A 15902-nucleotide genomic window follows, 5' to 3' on the forward strand; every position below is an offset into this window, starting at 1 on the left:
TGCATCTACTCCTTGTGCGCGTCACCGGGACGCGGCGGTTCTTGGGGTGCGGGCTGGGATTCGGCGAGTCCGATGCCGCGCTGGAACGCGGCCATCAGACCCGGGTCGTGCAGAGCGTGCTCCTCGGGCCTGCGCGCCACCGGCTCGTCGCGCAGCTGCGGGACGAGGTGCTCCTGGGCACGCCGCTTGGGGAGCAGCGGGCGGCCGGGGGGCTGGGCGCGCTCGACGGTCTCCGCCTGCTGGACGGGGATCGCGGGGGCGGAGGTGGTGTACGTCAGCGGCCGGTGCGGGAGCTCGGCCGACCCGTGCTCCGCCCCATGGGCCGAGGCCCGCACGGGCGAGGGCACGGGAGCGGGGGCCGGCGTCGGTACGGGCGCGGGGGCCGGGGCCGGAGCGGTGGGGACCCTGTGGACGGCCTGGGGCACGCGCTGAGGCATGGGCTGGGGTGCTTGAGGCGCCTGCGGGACCTGGGGAGCCTGCGGCACCTGGGGCATCTGCGGCGCGTGGGGCGCTTGCTGGACCTGCTGGACCTGCTGCACCTGAGGCGTCTGCGGGACCTGAGGTGCCTGCTGGACCTGCGGGACCTGCTGTATCTGGGCCGTCTGGTTCGCGCTGCGCGCGAGCCCCTCGGGGTCGGCGCCCAGGATGCCCTGGGGCAGCACGAGGACGGCCTGGACACCACCGTAGATGTTGGACTGGAGCCGTACCGCGATCCCGTGGCGGCGGGCGAGCGCGGAGACGACGAAGAGTCCGATGCGGCCGTCCTGGAGCAGGTGGGCCACGTTCACCTGGTCGGGGTCGGCGAGGAGCGCGTTCATCTTGTTCTGCTCGGTGACCGGCATGCCCAGGCCGCGGTCCTCGACCTCGATGGCGAGGCCGGCGGTGACGTACTGGGCGCGCAGCAGCACCGTGGTGTGCGGCGCGGAGAACAACGTCGCGTTCTCGACGAGTTCGGCGAGCAGGTGGATGACGTCGGCCACGGCATGGCCCCGGAGCGTACCGTCGATCGGCGGTACCAGTTTCACGCGCGGGTACTGCTCGACCTCGGCGATGGAGGAGCGCAGCACCTCGGTCATGGTGACCGGGTTCGACCACTGGCGACGGGAGATGGCGCCACCGAGCACGGCGAGGTTCTCCGCGTGGCGGCGGATGCGGGTGGCCAGGTGGTCGACGTGGAACAGGCCCTTGAGCAGCTCGGGGTCCTCGACCTCGTTCTCCAGCTCGTCGAGGAGCTGGATCTCGCGGTGCACGAGGGACTGGAGACGACGGGCGAGGTTGACGAAGACCTCGACCTTCTGCTCGTTGCCGACGCTGCTGGAGAGCCGGGAGGCCTGCACCACGGCTGCCACGGCGGCCTCGTGCGAGCGGTTCAGCTCCTGCGCGAGCAGGTCGAACTCGTCTCCGGAGACGGCTGTCGGCGGGGTGACCGGTCGGTCCGGGGCACCCTCGCCCCTGCGCAACTGTTCGACGACCGTACGCAGTTCGCTCTGGCCGCGCGCGCTGGAGCGGCGCAGGGCGTTGCAGCGGTCGAGGACGGCTTTGGCCGCCCGGTCGGCGCCGAGCGCGGCCGCGGTGATGGAGGCGACCGTGAGGGCCGCGGCGCCCGTCAGCGCGGCCCAGAGGCCGGGGGTGGGGCTTGCTCCGGTGGAGCGGAGGGTGAAGAGGACGGCGGCGGCGCCACCGAGTGCGACCGCGACGGCGGGAAGTACGGAGGTACGAAGGAGTTGGGGGCGTATGCGTGCTTCGGTCGGGAGCGGCGCGGGGTGCTGCGCGGGGTTGGGAGCCCCCGCACCGGAAGCGGAACGGGCGCCTGACCGGCCGTGCCGCCCGCCCTCACGGCGTTCGGACCGCGCGGCGGGTGCGCGAAGTTGAGACATGAGTGTCCTTGGTACGTGCCCAGGATGCGGCGTACTACGGGGGGTGTCTTACGTGGGTCTGTCGAGGCTACCGATGATCACCAACCACCCACTCTAGACGTCAACCGTTCATGTGCGGTGCGCAGTTGGCAAACTTACCCGTAGACGAGACCCACTCTGGTATCAGCCTTCGCACGACAGGCCGAGAAGACATGGCCGGAACTCGACGAGCGTGTCGGGGGCACGGAACGGAAGGGCGACGGAGCGTCCGTACGCCTCCCCCGACCTTCCGTACGCCTCCCCCGTCGGCAGGATCCGGCCGTGACCGGAATCGACCCACGCCCGCTCGCACAACGAAGCGAACACCTCCGCTCCGGGCCGCGCGGGAGGCTCACCCGCACTCCGCGGACTCCCCTTCACCGTTCACGTTCGCATTCGCGTTCGCATCGACACCCGCGGGAGTACTGACGAATCCGTGATCCCCTGCTCCAGGCACTGATGGAGCGTCACTCCCTGGGCCTGGCTTGCCGCCCGTGAAAAGCCATGTGGGACATGGAGAGGCAGGTCGCCGCTCCTGCGCCGCTCCGACCAGCCCTACTCGGCGAGGGTCGGCTCGTGCGGGTCGGACAGCTCCGTCCACAGGTCGAGAAAGGCCCGCAAGGGCGCGCTCGGTCGGGTGCCACCGCGCCAGACGAACACCTTCCGCAGGCTGATGGCCGGCTCCAGCGGCACGACGACGAAGCGCGGGTCGGCGGCGAGGACCGGGCTCGCGTGGGAGGTCAGGGCGATGCCGATGCCCTCCGCGACCAGTGCGACCTGGAGGGCGACGTCGTTCGTCGCGTACGCGACCTCCAGCCGCAGGGCCTTGGCCGTGAAGGCCTCACGGATGTACGCGTGCACGCCGCTGTCGCGGCCGTAACTGATGACCGGGCCCCGGACCGCCTCCTCGAGGGTCATCGGACGGTTCGCGGGGCGGCTTCCGGCGGGGAGGACCGCGACGATGCGGTCCTCCAGGAGCACGCGCGAGGCCACGGTGGCGGGCGTGCCCTCCGGCGGTCCGGCGACCACGGCGGCGTCGATCTCCCCGTCGCGGACCTTCCCGAGGAGGGACGGGCTCGACGCCCCGGTGAGCGTCACCGCGACCTGGGGGTACCGCCGGTGGTACTCCCCCAGCAACTTGGGGATGGTGGTGCCTTCGAGGCCTCCGACGGTCCCCAGCGCGAACGAGCCGCTGAGGAGGCCGGACCGTTCGGCGAACTCCAGGACCGCCGACGCGGCCGCCGCCAGACAGGCGCGGGCGTGCGGCAGCAGGGCAGCGCCGCCGGAGGTGAGAACCACCTGCCGGGGCAGCCGCTCGAACAGCGGCTCGCCCAACTCCTTCTCCAGGGCCTGGATCTGCTGGCTGATCGCGGGCTGCACGACATGACAGCGGGCCGCCGCCTTGGTGAACGACCCTTCCTCCGCCACCGCGACAAAGTACTCAAGTGTACGGAGCTCCATGGCTCCCAAACTATCAACTCCGCAGCTCGGAGCCCGGATTGCGCAGGCCACAAAGGACGCTCGCCACGGTGCGATCAGGGATCGTGACCGCTGCCATCACCACTGCGTATTGGACGTACGAGGCCGGTGTGCCGAGGCTGTTGGCAGATTGCCCCCGGCGCGCTGAGGAGTGACATGGACGGAACGGGCCGGTCGGCATTCGGGGAAGTGCTCCGTGACCACCGCCGCGCGGCGCGGCTGACGTTGGAGCGGCTGGCCGAGGTCTCGGGCGTCAGCGCCCGGACCCTGTCGGACATGGAGCGCGGACGGAGCAAGGGCCCTCAGGCCCGTACCGTCACCGCTCTGGCGGACGCGCTGAAGCTGGACGACAGCGATCGCACCCGGCTGATCGAGCTGGCGCGCGACGGCCGGCTGCGGGACCACTGGGCGCGGCAGAGCGGTGCGTGTGAACTGCCCCGGATGGTCGAAGACTTCACCGGTCGTGCCGAGGAACTGATCTGGTTGAGCGAGCTCGTGTACGTCGAGAGTTCGCCGGGTGTCGGCGTGGTGGGGCTCATCACCGGCTCCGCGGGGCTGGGGAAGACCACGTTCGCCGTCCGCGCCGCCCATTCCGTACGGGCGAGCTTCCCCGACGGGGTGCTGTTCCTCGATCTGCTCGGCATGTCCCAGCGGCCCCTGAGCGCCGACGACGCGCTGCGGCAGCTGCTGCGCGCGCTCGGTACCGCCGACCAGAACATCCCGGGCGATCCCCACGAACGTGCGTCTCTGTACCGCTCGTTGCTGAGGGACAAGCATGTCCTGGTCGTGCTCGACAACGCCGCGTCGGAGGAACAGGTACGTCCACTGCTGCCGGGTGGGGGCGCGAGCAGGGCTCTGATCACCACGCGGCGGTTGCTGGCGGGCTTGGAAGGCGTACGCCGACTCGTCCTGGGGCCGCTGCCGTTGTCGGAGTCCACGGAGCTGCTGACCGGGATATTGGGCGAACGTTCCGCACGGGACAAGGAGTCGACGCTCACCCGGCTCGCCGAGCTGTGCGGTGGACTGCCGCTGGCTCTGCGGATCATCGGCAACCGGCTGCTGAGTCGCCCCGATTGGGACTCCGCCCAACTCGCCGCCCGGCTGGCGGACGAGGAACGTCGGCTCGAGCAGTTCCACGCCGGGGACCTCAAGATCGCCAACGCGTTCGGGCTGTCGTACGAGCAACTCGCCGACTCCACGCGCCGGGTGTTCCGCAACCTCGCCGTCGTACCCGGCCGGGACTTCGACGCCGCCCTGACGGCCGTCGCCGGCGGCATGCCGATCGTGGACGCCTGGGACGCTCTCGACGAGCTCGTCGACCTCGGCCTGCTGCAGGACAGCGGCGAGGGCCTCTACCGATTCCACGACCTCGTCCGCCTGTTCGCCCGCGACCGGCTCCAGGCGGAGGACTCCGCGTCCGGGCAGGAGGAGCTGACGGAACGGGTGACGTCGTGGCTGCTGCGGATGGCGACGATGTCCGGGCGCTGGTTCGAGCCCGGTTACGGCCGCCCCAACCGGCCGGACCCCGACCTGGCGACCCAGGCCTCCGCGGACGAGGCCGACTGGTGGCTGCGGAGCCACGTGGACAACTGGCTTGGCGCGATGCGGAGTTCGCTCGTCGATCGGCCCTCCCTGGTACTCGACTGCGCCGAGTCGATGCACTGGTACTCCGAACGCTGGGTCCACGGCACGCACTGGCACGAGGTCTTCACGCTCGGGGCGGAGGCCGCGGCCGACCTCGGTGACCTGGCGCAGCAGGCGACTCAGCTGAACTACCTGGCCTGGGTCCACTCGGTGCCGCCGCGCGACCCGAAGGCCATGCTGAGGTACGCCGCCGAGGCCCTGGAGCTGGCCACCCGGGCCGGTGCCACGGCGCAGATCGCTTGGTCACAGGAGTACACCGCGACGGCCCTGCACCTGCTCGGACAGCTCGACGAGGCCGTCGCCATGTCCCTGCGGGCGGCGGAGACGTTCAGGGGAATCCATGACATCGACAGCTACGTCCAGTCCCTCGCCCACGTCGCCAACTGCCTTCGTGACGACGGGCGTCACGCCGAGGCCCTGGAGCAGTATCTCGCCCTGGTCGCGCTGATGGACGACGAGGCGTCGGGGATGTCACCGAGCGTCGTGACGCACAGCCGGCCGTTCGCCCTGATCCGCGTCGCCCAGTGCCTGGGCCACCTCGGCCGCCGACCCGAGGCGATCACCACGCTCAGCACGGCGATCGACCTCCTGGACACCCTCCAGGTGTCCGACTACCGGCGCGCCGAGGCCCTGGAAACACTGGCCGCACTGCTGGCCGAGGAAGGCCGCGCCGGGGAGAGCAGCCGCGCCTACATACGGGCCGCGCGGGTGTTCGAGTCGATCGGCGACACGGAGGCGAGCAGCCGCTGCCAGGCGTTGGTGACCGCCGCCTGACGAGAGAGCAGGACAAGCGGCACGGACGGCACCGAGCGCCAACTCTGCGTACTGCTCTGCGTGTTCCCTGATCCCCCGGGCGACTTGGATGGGAGGCGCCGGACGGGCACCGAGCCCGTCCCTCCAGAGCGGAGACGGTCATGGAAACCATCAGGAACATCGTGCTCGTGCACGGTGGCTTCGTGGACGGATCTGGCTGGCAGGGGGTCTACGACCACCTGACCGCCGAGGGCTACCGCGTGGCCGTCGTCCAGAACCCGACCGAGTCCCTGGCCGGCGACGTCGTCGCCACCCACCAGGTCCTCGACCGTCTCGACGGCCCAGCCGTGCTGGTCGGCCACTCCTACGGTGGGGTCGTCATCACCGAGGCCGGCAACCACCCGAACGTCGCCGCGCTCGCCTACATCGCCGCGTTCGCGCCGGACAAGGGCGAGTCGGTCAGCTCCCTGATCGCCGACCCGGCGCCCGGAGCGCCGGTCCCGCCGATCCTGCCGCCCGTCGACGGCCGCCTGCTCCTGGACCGGGACAAGTTCGCGGCCTCGTTCGCCGCCGACGTCCCCGAGTCGACGGCCGCGTTCATGGCCGACTCCCAGGTCCCCTGGGGCGTCGACGCCCTCGAAGGGGCGGTCTCCGAGCCGGCCTGGCAGACCAAGCCGTCGTGGTACCTGGTCGCCACCGACGACCGCATGATCCCGCCGGCCGCGCAGCGCGCCATGTCGGAGCGCTCCGGCGCGACCGTCACCGAGACCCCCGGCAGCCACGCCGTCTACGTCTCCCGCCCGGCCGTCGTGGCCGCCGTCATCGCCCAGGCGGCGAACGGCGTCAACACCCCTTCCTAGTGGTCGCATTCGCGCCGGGCACCCCGCCCGGCGCCCGTGACCGGACGAGACACTCCATCCCGACCACTCTGGGAGTTCCTCATGGACCCTGAGCTCACCCGCCGCCGCGTCCTCGCCGGCACCGCCGCCGCAGCGAGCACGGCGGCCCTGCTGGGACCGTTCGCCTCGACAGCCTCCGCCGCCGCGCCCGCCGGGGTCGAGGCCGGGGCCGGAACCAAGCCGACCGTCGTGCTGGTGCACGGCGGATTCGCGGACGCCTCCTGCTGGAACGGCGTCATCGAGCGGCTCCAGCACGCCGGCTACCCGACCATCGCCCCCGCCAACCCGCTGCGCAGCCTGCCCACGGACGCCGCCTACATCGCCAGCGTCGTCAGATCGATCAGCGGCCCCGTGGTGCTCGTCGGCCACTCCTACGGCGGCACCACCATCACCAACGCCGCCGCCGACGCCACCAACGTCAAGGCGCTCGTCTACATCGCCGCCTTCGTCCCCGACCAGGGCGAGCAACTCAGCGTCCTGATCAACAAGTACCCCGGCAGCATCATCGAGGCCGCGACCCGACCGGTTCCCTACGCCGCCGCCGATGGCACGACGGGTGTCGACCTGTACCTGGAGCCCGACAAGTTCCGGGCCGCGTTCGCCGCCGACGTTCCTGTCGCCACGACGCGCCTGATGCAGGCCACCCAACGGCCCTTCAGCGCCACCTGCTTCACCGACACCACGACCGCCACCGCCTGGCGCACGATCCCCTCCTGGGGACTGGTCGCCGACACCGACAAGGCCATCCCGCCCGCCCTGCAACGCTTCTTCTACGACCGGGCCCGCGCCCGCCACGTCGTAGAGGCCCGAGGCGCGTCCCACGTGGCCATGATCAGCCACCCCCGCACCACGACCCGCCTGATCGAGGCCGCAGCCCGAGCCACGACCTGACCCGGAGCAGTCCCCGACCTCGGCGGCCAAGGGGACCTGCCGAGGTCGGGGACGCCCTGTACGACGACCCTGGCCGAGTGACGCTAAACGCGGGGCCCCGCAGCTGTAAGGCCCCGTCAGCCAGCAGGTCCCCAGCACCGCTCCCGCCACCGAACTGGCCCAGCGGCAGCGGAAGTCGAGGCCCCCGGGTGACCGCTCACGGCCGGATCCCCGCCGCCCGCAGCCGCGCCCGCACCGCCTCCCATGACGGGTCCACCGGCGTGGGACGGCGCTGCCCCACCAGTGTGTCCTTGAAGCCGCTGGACGTGGCGACGCACACCACCGGGCCCTCGACGGATTCGTCGTCCGACAGCGTACGAAGTCCCGCGAGCCCCGCCGCGGACGACAGCTCCACCCACAATCCCTGCACGGCGAGTTCGGCCTGCGCGCGGCGCATCGCCTCGTCGTCGACGGTCAGGGCGCGGCCGCCACTGCCGTTGATCGCGAGGACCCCGCGGTAGCTGTTCACGGGGCAGTCGATGCCGTACGCCTCCGTGGCCGCCACCTCGACCTTGGCGGCGGGCAGCCCCTTGCGCAGGGCCGCTGCGAGTGGACCGCCGGCCGTCGGCTCGCAGCTGAAGAGGCGTGGGACGCCGGAGACGAGACCGAGGCGGTGGAGCTCCGCGAAGCCCTTCCAGATGCCGAAGAGCAGCTCGCCGTAGCCGGTGGGCACGAACACCGCGCCTGGCACGCCGAGTTCGGCCACGATCTCGTACGCGACCGTCTTGTAGCCCTCGGGTCCGAAGGCGTGCCCGGTGTGGAAGGGCGTCACGTTGCTCACCGGGTGGAAGCCGAACTCCTCGGCGATCCTCTCGGTCAGCGGCCAGCGGTCTGCGGTCGGGACGGGCAGCACCACCGCGCCGTACGCGCTGAGGAACGAGGCGACGGCGGGAGGTACCTCAGGCGACCCGAGCACGACACAACGCAGCCCGGCGCGCGCCGCGTACGCCGCCGCGGAAGCTCCGTGGTTGCCGGAGGACGCGACGACGACGCCCGGCGCTCCGATGGCGACGGCGGCGCTCACCGTGCAGCGGTTGAGCCGGTCCTTGTGGCTCCAGGTGGGGTTACGTGACTCGTCCTTGACGTACACGCCGTCGCCGATCTCGACCAGCGGGGTGCCGCCCTCGCCCAGGCCGGGCGCGACCAGCGGCGGCAGCAACGGCGCCCAGCGGTCCAGGCCCGAGGACGGGCGACCCTGTCCGGCGAGGAAGTCGGCCGGCACGCGCGCGTAGTCGTAGTCGACCTCCACGGGATACGACATGGCGTCCGAGCTGGTCTCCGGGCAGCCGCGCGTCAGCGGCGGCCACAGCGGGTAGCGGACGTCGGGGTCGCCGAGGGACCGCTGGGCGGTGGCCAAGGAGGTCATGTGGCGTCCCGTACGGACTTTTCGAGGAGCGTGAACGACTTCGGCGTGCCGCCCGGTTGCGGCTTGCCCTCCTTGTGTCCGACAACCGTGTAGCCGGCATCGAGGTAGTACGCCTTCAAGCGCTCGTTGCCGGCCAGGCAGTCCAGACGTAGCAGCGGCCGGCCCGCCTCGGCGACGCGCCGCTCCGCGACATGCAGAAGCCGGCGCCCCGTCCCGGCCGGGACACGACTGTGGTCCACCATCAGCCGGTGCACATAGCCGGCGGTCGGCGGCTGCGGCCCCCAGGCGTCCTCGTCCTCCCACCAGAGCCCCAGGCCCCGACCACGCGCCCCGCGTCTTCGGCGAGCCACACCTCCCCGCGCTCCATGATCCGCCGGAAGTGCTCCTCGCCCAGCTCCCCGGGCCGCCACTGCCCAGTGACACCCTGGCCGAGCATCCAGCGGGCGGCATCGTCGCGCAGCCGCACGACAGCGCCAAGGTCGACATCCTCGGCGAGACGAAAGCGCAGATCATCCACGCCGCGATCTTCGCACAGCGGTCCGCCCCTCCATCGAGCAGCCGCCAAGGCGTCCTGGACGCCCAACAGGCCACGCATCCGGCAACCTGGGCCCGCAGCAGCCACCGCCTTGCCGCCCGAAGACATGTCCGACCAGCTCGTTAGGCTCGGCACCATGGCTGCTGATCACCACCACGCGTGCGCGTGCTGCACAGAACACAGGGACGGCCCGCCGCTGTCCTATGGGGCTCCGGCTCCGGCAGCGTGGAAGCCTCGGTACTCCCGGCGTCGGGACAGTGAGCTGACCGCCGACCAATGCGTGATCAAGGGCCGGCACTTCTTCGTCCACGGCCTGATCGAGATACCGGTGCGCGACAGCGGCGACACGTTCTCCTGGGGAGTCTGGGTCTCCTTGAGCGAAGCGAACTTCGCCCGGGCGCACGACCTGTGGGACGACCCGGCCCGCGAGCAGGAGCCTCCGTACTTCGGCTGGCTGTCCACCGAGCTGCCGGCCTATCCGCACGCCACACTCCTCCTCAAGACCCATGTCCACACCCGCGCCGTCGGTGAGCGCCCACTGATCGAAGTGGAACCTACGGACCACCCCCTCGCGATCGAGCAGCGTGAGGGCATCACCACCAGCCGCGTGAGGGACCTCGCAGACTTGCTCTTCCGACGCTGAGAGCCTCATTGGGGGCGCGCCGCCCCGGCCGCCGACGGTGCGCCAGGTGACCGGCTGGCTCACCCGTCACCCCACGGCCCTGACCGAGGAGGACCGTGCCGCCCTGAAGGATGTGCCGGCCCGCTGTCCCGAACTGGACACGGGCGCCGAGCGGGTCATTGGCGGCTCACCGTGCGGGTCACGCCCGCGACGATCGTCGTCGCCAGGATCCAGCCGGTGATGATCAGGGCGTACGACAACCACTGGTGCCAGCCGACGGGGGCGAATGCCGACTCCTGGCCGAAGCTGATGATCGGCAGGAGCAGGTCGAGGGTGTAGAAGACGGGGTTGAAGGCAGGCCCCTCGCCCGCCTTGACGGGCCTGGGGTGGTCCAGGCCGTACGCGATCGACCCGATGGCCATGAGTGACAGCAACCAGACGGCCGCGCGCAACGGGCGGAAGCCGTAGCCGACGATGCCGTCCTGGAGGTACCCCCACAGTCGTCCGTACCAGGTGAGCGCGGTGCGCCGGCGGCGCTGCTTGGCAAGCTGGACGAGTCGGGCCGCGTCGTCATCACCGACGTGGCGGTAGGCCGCCGTCAACTGCTCGTAGCCGTACGGCTCATAACGGTCGCCGTCCCGCTCCAGCATCGGAAGACGCCTCTCGGCGGGCTCGTGCGGGGTGAGTACGGTGTAGGTGAGATTGCTGATGAACACCTGGTCCGGCAGCATCTTCGGTTCGACGTTCATGATCTCTATGCGAGAACGCCGCAGATTCAGGGCACCCTCGATGCGATCGCCACCGAGCAGCCAGAGTTCACCGATGACACAGCTACTGACGCGCAGTGCCGTGCCGCCCCGATGCGACAGGTGAGCGTGGAGCAGGTCGAGACGGCCTGCTATGCGCGAGCCCCGGAGCTCGACCCCGCCCTGCGTACGCACGCGCCGCGCCCGTACATGGGCTCCCACGCTGAGGTTCTGTGCGTCCAGTGCGGTGCCACCGGGCCGGTTGAGTTCGGCGTCCTGAATGTTGATCCGCCCGGCGATGGAAGCGCCGGTGAGCCGTACCTGTCCGTTCGCGCGCATCTCGGGCGCCCACAGGTCGGCACCGATCACGGCCTGGTTGAGCTGTAGCACCGGCTCGGAGTCGTCCGGCGCCGTGAACTCCGCCTCCTCCATGAACAACGCCCCGGAGATCTGCGCCCCGCCGAGCCGCACCGGCCCCCGCATACGGCAGCCCGTCATCCGCAGCGCCCCCTCGACCCTCAAGGTCGCCGAGGTCAGGCCCGGCAGAACCGACTTACTCAGATCGAGCTCGCGCAGCTGGGCACCATACAGGTCGGGAACGCCGTCGAATTGGCAGTGACTCAGCCGGATCGCGGCATCGATCCTGGCGTGTTTCAGGTCCAGTACGCCGATGATCCGCGCCCCGGTGATCTGGAGCGCGGGGATCTCTCCCTCCTCCTGCGGAGCCTTGATCAGCAGTGCCCGCAGCACACTCGCCCGCACGGTCCGCTCAGCGCCCCAGGCGTTCGCGAGCGCCGGATCCGCGTCCTCGGCAGCGCGAAAGTCCACGGACTCGCCTCGCGGAAAGGCCTGCCATATACGCGCTTCCGCCGACGTCAGATCGTCGGTCTCGCTCACGCCGGGACTCTGACGTGCTGCGTTCGAGCTGTCACTTGCCGCACAGAGAACGCCATTCCGCTCGAACCCCCCGTCCCGCTCGGCCGGCACCGAGCCCGGCCCTCAATTTATCAACTGCGAGTTCATCAAGATCTTCACCACCTCTCGAGCCAGCGTCGAGGGCCTCGGACAGCAGTGCTCACCACTTCTGGAGGCACTCCGGTTGAGGGTTCGACGCCCCCGAACTTGCTTGCGTGCGGGTGTTGAACCTGCGACGACAACATGGCTTTCGTCCCGCAGTTCCGCCACGCCGTGCTGGACACGATCGCCCAACTGCGCTCCCACGCAGGCTTTCCCCCACCCTTCGCCGACCTGTCCCCGATCGCCGCACACCGCCGCCTCATGCTGGACGCGGGACATGACCAAGAGACCGAGGCGGGTCGATTTCGCCCGGACCGGCAACCCAGGCCGGCCCGCCCACCACCCACCGGAAGGCCATGTCGAACACCTTGGCGCGCGCGTCACTGGGGGCAGTGGTAAGGGGCGCCACGACGGGCGTTAGCCTCCTGCTCTCTAGGGGAGGGAAGTACTTGAAGCACGTACGCATACCCGGGCGCCGTCTCACGGCCGCTGCCGTCACCGCCGTCCTGGCCGCCACCGGCGGCACCCTGTTCACGGTCCCCGCCACGGCGGCGCCGGTTCCTGTGACCACGGCCGATGCCGCCGCCGAGACGCCGCGGGCAACAACCGCCCGGTTCCCTCTGGACGCGGATGTCGTGAGTGCAGGCGCCACCGGTTTCCTGTCGCGGACGCGTGGCGAGAGCCCGGAGCTGCGCTGGACCCGTTACGCGGACGGCACTTCCACCGTGCTGCCGCCGAGCCCGCTGCGCGGCGGCGCTTCGGATGTCGTGGTGACGGGGGACCATCCCACCGAGGTGACGAAGTTCCGTGTCGTGACGGTGCACGACATGGCCACGGGTGCGGCCCCTGTCGAGGTGGACCTCGATGAGCTGGGCCAGGACTACGTCTACCGGGGCGCAGTCGGGGCCACTCTGGTGGTCGGGGTGAAGCAGGCGGACGGGTCGATGGAGGCACGCCTGCTCACCAAGAATGATGGTGTCCTTGAGGAACGCACGGTGGCCGGGCTGCCCGCCGGCACCGCGGGCTTCTCCGTGACGACGGTTTCTGCCACGTCCTTCGCTCTTCTCGTGGGGGCAGGGCCGGTGGGGGCCCGCACGTTCTACCGAGGTGCCGTGGACGTCGGTACCGGTGCTGTCACCGACCTGTACGAAACCTCCGGGACGCTTGAGGTGTCGGGAGCGCTGTCGGCCACCCACACGGCCTGGTACGAGGACGCGGGTCCGTCGATCGTCGTCGGCGAGCGGGGAACGACTCGGACGCAGAGGTTCCCGGGCGGAAGCCTTGTCAAGTACGGCCTGGTCGGGGACTGGCTGCTGTCCGCCCGCCCGTACGTACTCGGACAGGCGAACAGCATGGACCCGCTGCGACCGCTTGTCGCCCGGAAGCTCGACGGGTCCGACAGCCTTGACCTCCTTGAGTACATGTCATCGATCGTTGCCGGGCCCGACGGTTCGTTGCTGGTCCGGGGAGGAACGGCTGATCGTGGCGAGGGGCTGTACCGCGTCACGATGGGCGAGGACGGCATGCCCGTAGCGGAGTTGGTCGCTCCGACCGGAGAGCCGACCGCCGTCACCTACCTAGGCAGCGATGTCCCGTCCGTGATCGATCTCGACCGCCAGAAGGGAGGCATCGACTTCACCTGGCGTATCTCTCGCAAGAACGTGAAGGTGTACTTCACCCTCACCAAAAAGGGCTACAACGTGTTCCCGAACCAAGGGATCTGGATCCCGGGAGGGGACTACCCCGATCTGGGACCGGAAACGGTCGGTTGGACCTGGCACGGCGAGAACTTCAGCGCCCCGTGGCTGACCGCGTCCGGTGGCGAGTACGTCTGGGGAATCCATGTACAGCCTCTCGACGGCATCGGCCCCGACGTCAGCGCCTCGGGCAGCTTCACCGTCGTCCGCAAGCCGGGAGCACACGACTACACCGGCAACATCGACCCCGAGTTCTTCGCCCGCGACGCGTCCGGAAAGCTGTGGGCCTCGCAGGCGTTCGACAACAAGAACGGGTCGCTGACCGCACTCCATCGAAACGCCATCGGCACGGGATGGCACATCTACGACCAGCTCGAATCCTCCGGCGACCTCGCCGGCACAGCCGTCGCCGACACTCTCGCTCGCGACAGGTCAGGAGCCCTCTGGCTCTACCAAGGATCCGGCGACCTGTCGCAACCCCTCCTCGACAGGGCGAAGGTCGGCAACGGATGGCAGATCTACAACCACCTCGCCGGCGGCAGCGACCTGACCGGCGACGGGCGCGCGGACCTCGTCGCCGCCGACAAGGCCGGGGACCTGTACCTGTACAAGGGCACGGGGAACGCGGCCGCTCCCTTCGCGCCCCGGAAGAAGATCGGCGGTGGCTGGGGCATCTACAACCAGCTCACCGCTGTCGGCGACATCGCCGGCGCCCCGGCCGGTGACCTCGTCGCCCGTGACAAGGACGGCGTGCTCTGGCTCTACCTCGGCAAGGGCGACGGCACCTTCGCCACCCGCGCCAGGATCGGCGCCGGCTGGAACCAGTACGCCCACCTCATCGGCATCGGAGACGCCAACCGGGACGGCCGAGCGGACCTCGTGGCACGCAGAGGATCGGCAACGTACCTGTACGCCGGCACGGGCGACTGGCGCGCCCCCTTCAAACCGGCCGCCTACGGGCAGGTATTCGCCGAAGTGTCCGGCTACAACGAGGTGTTCTGAGCTCCCTGGCGGGCTTGCGGCCACGGCTGGTGGGCATCGGTGCTCCAGCCTGTGGCCGCATCAGCTCCGCGGAGGGCGTTACCGCTCGCCCGCGAGGTCGAGATCGTCGCTGCGCGGCTCCGTCGCGACCTCGGCACGGCCCGGGCGGCGCCACGGTCGGGTGAGCGGCTGGGAGACGGCTCGCCACCACGGGTCCTCGGGCAGCTTGTCGCCGGGCTCGAACGGCTCGCCGGGGCGGGGGGCCGCCACTGCCTGGCCGACCTCCGCGGCCGCGTCGGTCGTCCACTCGCCCGGTTCCGCCCAGGCGTGCGGGGCCAGGTTGAAGGTGCCCCAGTGGATCGGGAGGAGGACGCCGTGGGGGCGGCCGCCCTGGAGGTCCAGGTGGGCCTGGACGCCCTCGGCGGGGGTCATGTGGATGTCCGGCCAGTACTCGCTGTACGCGCCGATCTGGATCATGGTCGCGTCGAAGGGGCCGTGCGCGGCGCCGATCTCCGCGAAGCCGGGGAAGTAGCCGGTGTCGCCGCTGTGGTAGATCCGGTGCTCGGGGCCCGTGACGACCCAGGACGCCCAGAGGGTGTGCTGGGTGTTGCGCAGGCCCCGGCCGCAGAAGTGGCGGGCGGGGGTCGCGGTCAGCCGGAGGTCGCCGATCTCGGTGGACTCGTTCCAGTCCAGCTCGCGCAGCCGCGAGGCCGGCACTCCCCAGCGCTCCAGGTGGGCGCCGACGCCCAGCGGTACGGCGAAGACGGTGTCCGTACCCGCCAGCGCCTTGATCGTGGGCAGGTCGAGGTGGTCGTAGTGGTCGTGGGAGATCACGACCACGTCGACCGGGCCGAGCGCGGCGAGCGGCAGCGGCACCGGGTGCAGGCGCTTGGGGCCGGCGAAGGCGAAGGGCGAGCAGCGGTCGCCCCAGACCGGGTCGAAGAGGACCCGTCGGCCGTCGATCTCCGCGAGGACGCTGGAGTGCCCCATCCAGGTGATCCGGAGGCCCGAGACCGGCGGCTTGGCGAGATCGGCCAGGGTGGTGGCGTGGACGGGGATCGTGCCCGTGGGGGCCCGGCGCGCCCGGGCCTCCTTCTGGAAGTAGATCTTCGCGAACTCGACCGTCGAGCCGGTGGGCCTGTGCCGGGCGGCCACGGGGTTCTGGAAGACGCCGTCCGCGAAGTTCGGCGAGCGGCGGATGCGCTCCAGGCGCTCGCCGGCGGGATCCGCGCCGAAGGCCTCGGGCCGCAGGGCGCGCAGCCTGGCCCGCAGCGAATGGTCGGAGCCGGTGCCGGTCACGGGTCCTCCTGATGGTCGGGGTCGTTCCATTATGGTCGG

10 protein-coding genes and 1 pseudogene are annotated in these 15902 nt (G+C 70.8%); 5 read left to right on the plus strand and 6 right to left on the minus strand.

Annotated features, from left to right (window positions below):
• Positions 1-5 precede the first annotated feature (5 nt).
• Positions 6-1877, minus strand: coding sequence for a sensor histidine kinase (locus tag ACWCO8_RS07440; RefSeq protein WP_451031387.1), 1872 nt, complete (start codon positions 1875-1877; stop codon positions 6-8).
• A gap of 573 nt (positions 1878-2450) precedes the next feature.
• Positions 2451-3356, minus strand: coding sequence for a LysR family transcriptional regulator (locus ACWCO8_RS07445; protein ID WP_451031388.1), 906 nt, complete (start codon positions 3354-3356; stop codon positions 2451-2453).
• A gap of 174 nt (positions 3357-3530) precedes the next feature.
• Between ACWCO8_RS07445 and ACWCO8_RS07450 the strand changes: the two genes are divergently transcribed.
• The 3 genes from ACWCO8_RS07450 to ACWCO8_RS07460 all read left to right on the plus strand — a co-directional run bounded on the left by ACWCO8_RS07450 (position 3531) and on the right by ACWCO8_RS07460 (position 7561).
• On the plus strand, positions 3531-5792 hold the full coding sequence (locus ACWCO8_RS07450) for a helix-turn-helix domain-containing protein (RefSeq protein ID WP_451031389.1): 2262 nt from the start codon (positions 3531-3533) through the stop codon (positions 5790-5792).
• Positions 5793-5932: 140 nt separating this feature from the next.
• Positions 5933-6631 (plus strand): alpha/beta fold hydrolase, encoded by a 699-nt coding sequence (locus ACWCO8_RS07455; RefSeq protein WP_451031390.1) that lies wholly within the window; start codon positions 5933-5935, stop codon positions 6629-6631.
• Between the two features lie 81 nt (positions 6632-6712).
• Complete coding sequence (locus ACWCO8_RS07460) at positions 6713-7561, plus strand: alpha/beta fold hydrolase (RefSeq protein WP_451031391.1); 849 nt, start codon at positions 6713-6715, stop codon at positions 7559-7561.
• Positions 7562-7757: 196 nt separating this feature from the next.
• Here ACWCO8_RS07460 and ACWCO8_RS07465 read toward each other — a convergent pair whose 3' ends face one another.
• Positions 7758-8966 (minus strand): threonine synthase, encoded by a 1209-nt coding sequence (locus ACWCO8_RS07465; protein ID WP_451031392.1) that lies wholly within the window; start codon positions 8964-8966, stop codon positions 7758-7760.
• Positions 8963-9483, minus strand: a pseudogene (locus ACWCO8_RS07470) (GNAT family N-acetyltransferase). The gene ACWCO8_RS07465 and the pseudogene ACWCO8_RS07470 overlap by 4 nt, the downstream one beginning before the upstream one ends.
• 154 nt (positions 9484-9637) lie before the next feature.
• Between ACWCO8_RS07470 and ACWCO8_RS07475 the strand changes: the two are divergent.
• The gene (locus tag ACWCO8_RS07475) at positions 9638-10144 is read left to right on the plus strand and encodes a DUF2199 domain-containing protein (protein ID WP_451031393.1); all 507 of its coding nucleotides are present in this window, start codon (positions 9638-9640) and stop codon (positions 10142-10144) included.
• Between the two features lie 155 nt (positions 10145-10299).
• On the opposite strand, the gene ACWCO8_RS07480 is transcribed toward ACWCO8_RS07475, so the two are convergent.
• The gene (locus ACWCO8_RS07480) at positions 10300-11766 is read right to left on the minus strand and encodes a membrane-associated oxidoreductase (RefSeq protein WP_451031394.1); all 1467 of its coding nucleotides are present in this window, start codon (positions 11764-11766) and stop codon (positions 10300-10302) included.
• A 476-nt stretch (positions 11767-12242) separates the two neighbouring features.
• On the opposite strand from ACWCO8_RS07480, the gene ACWCO8_RS07485 reads away from it, so the two are divergent.
• Entirely contained in the window at positions 12243-14585 is a 2343-nt protein-coding gene (locus ACWCO8_RS07485; protein WP_451031395.1) for an FG-GAP repeat domain-containing protein, read from the plus strand.
• A gap of 78 nt (positions 14586-14663) precedes the next feature.
• Here ACWCO8_RS07485 and ACWCO8_RS07490 read toward each other — a convergent pair whose 3' ends face one another.
• A complete protein-coding gene (locus ACWCO8_RS07490) occupies positions 14664-15863 on the minus strand; it encodes an MBL fold metallo-hydrolase (protein ID WP_451031396.1) in 1200 nt (399 codons plus the stop codon).
• Positions 15864-15902 lie beyond the last annotated feature (39 nt).

This window comes from Streptomyces sp. NPDC001927 (assembly GCF_053594455.1).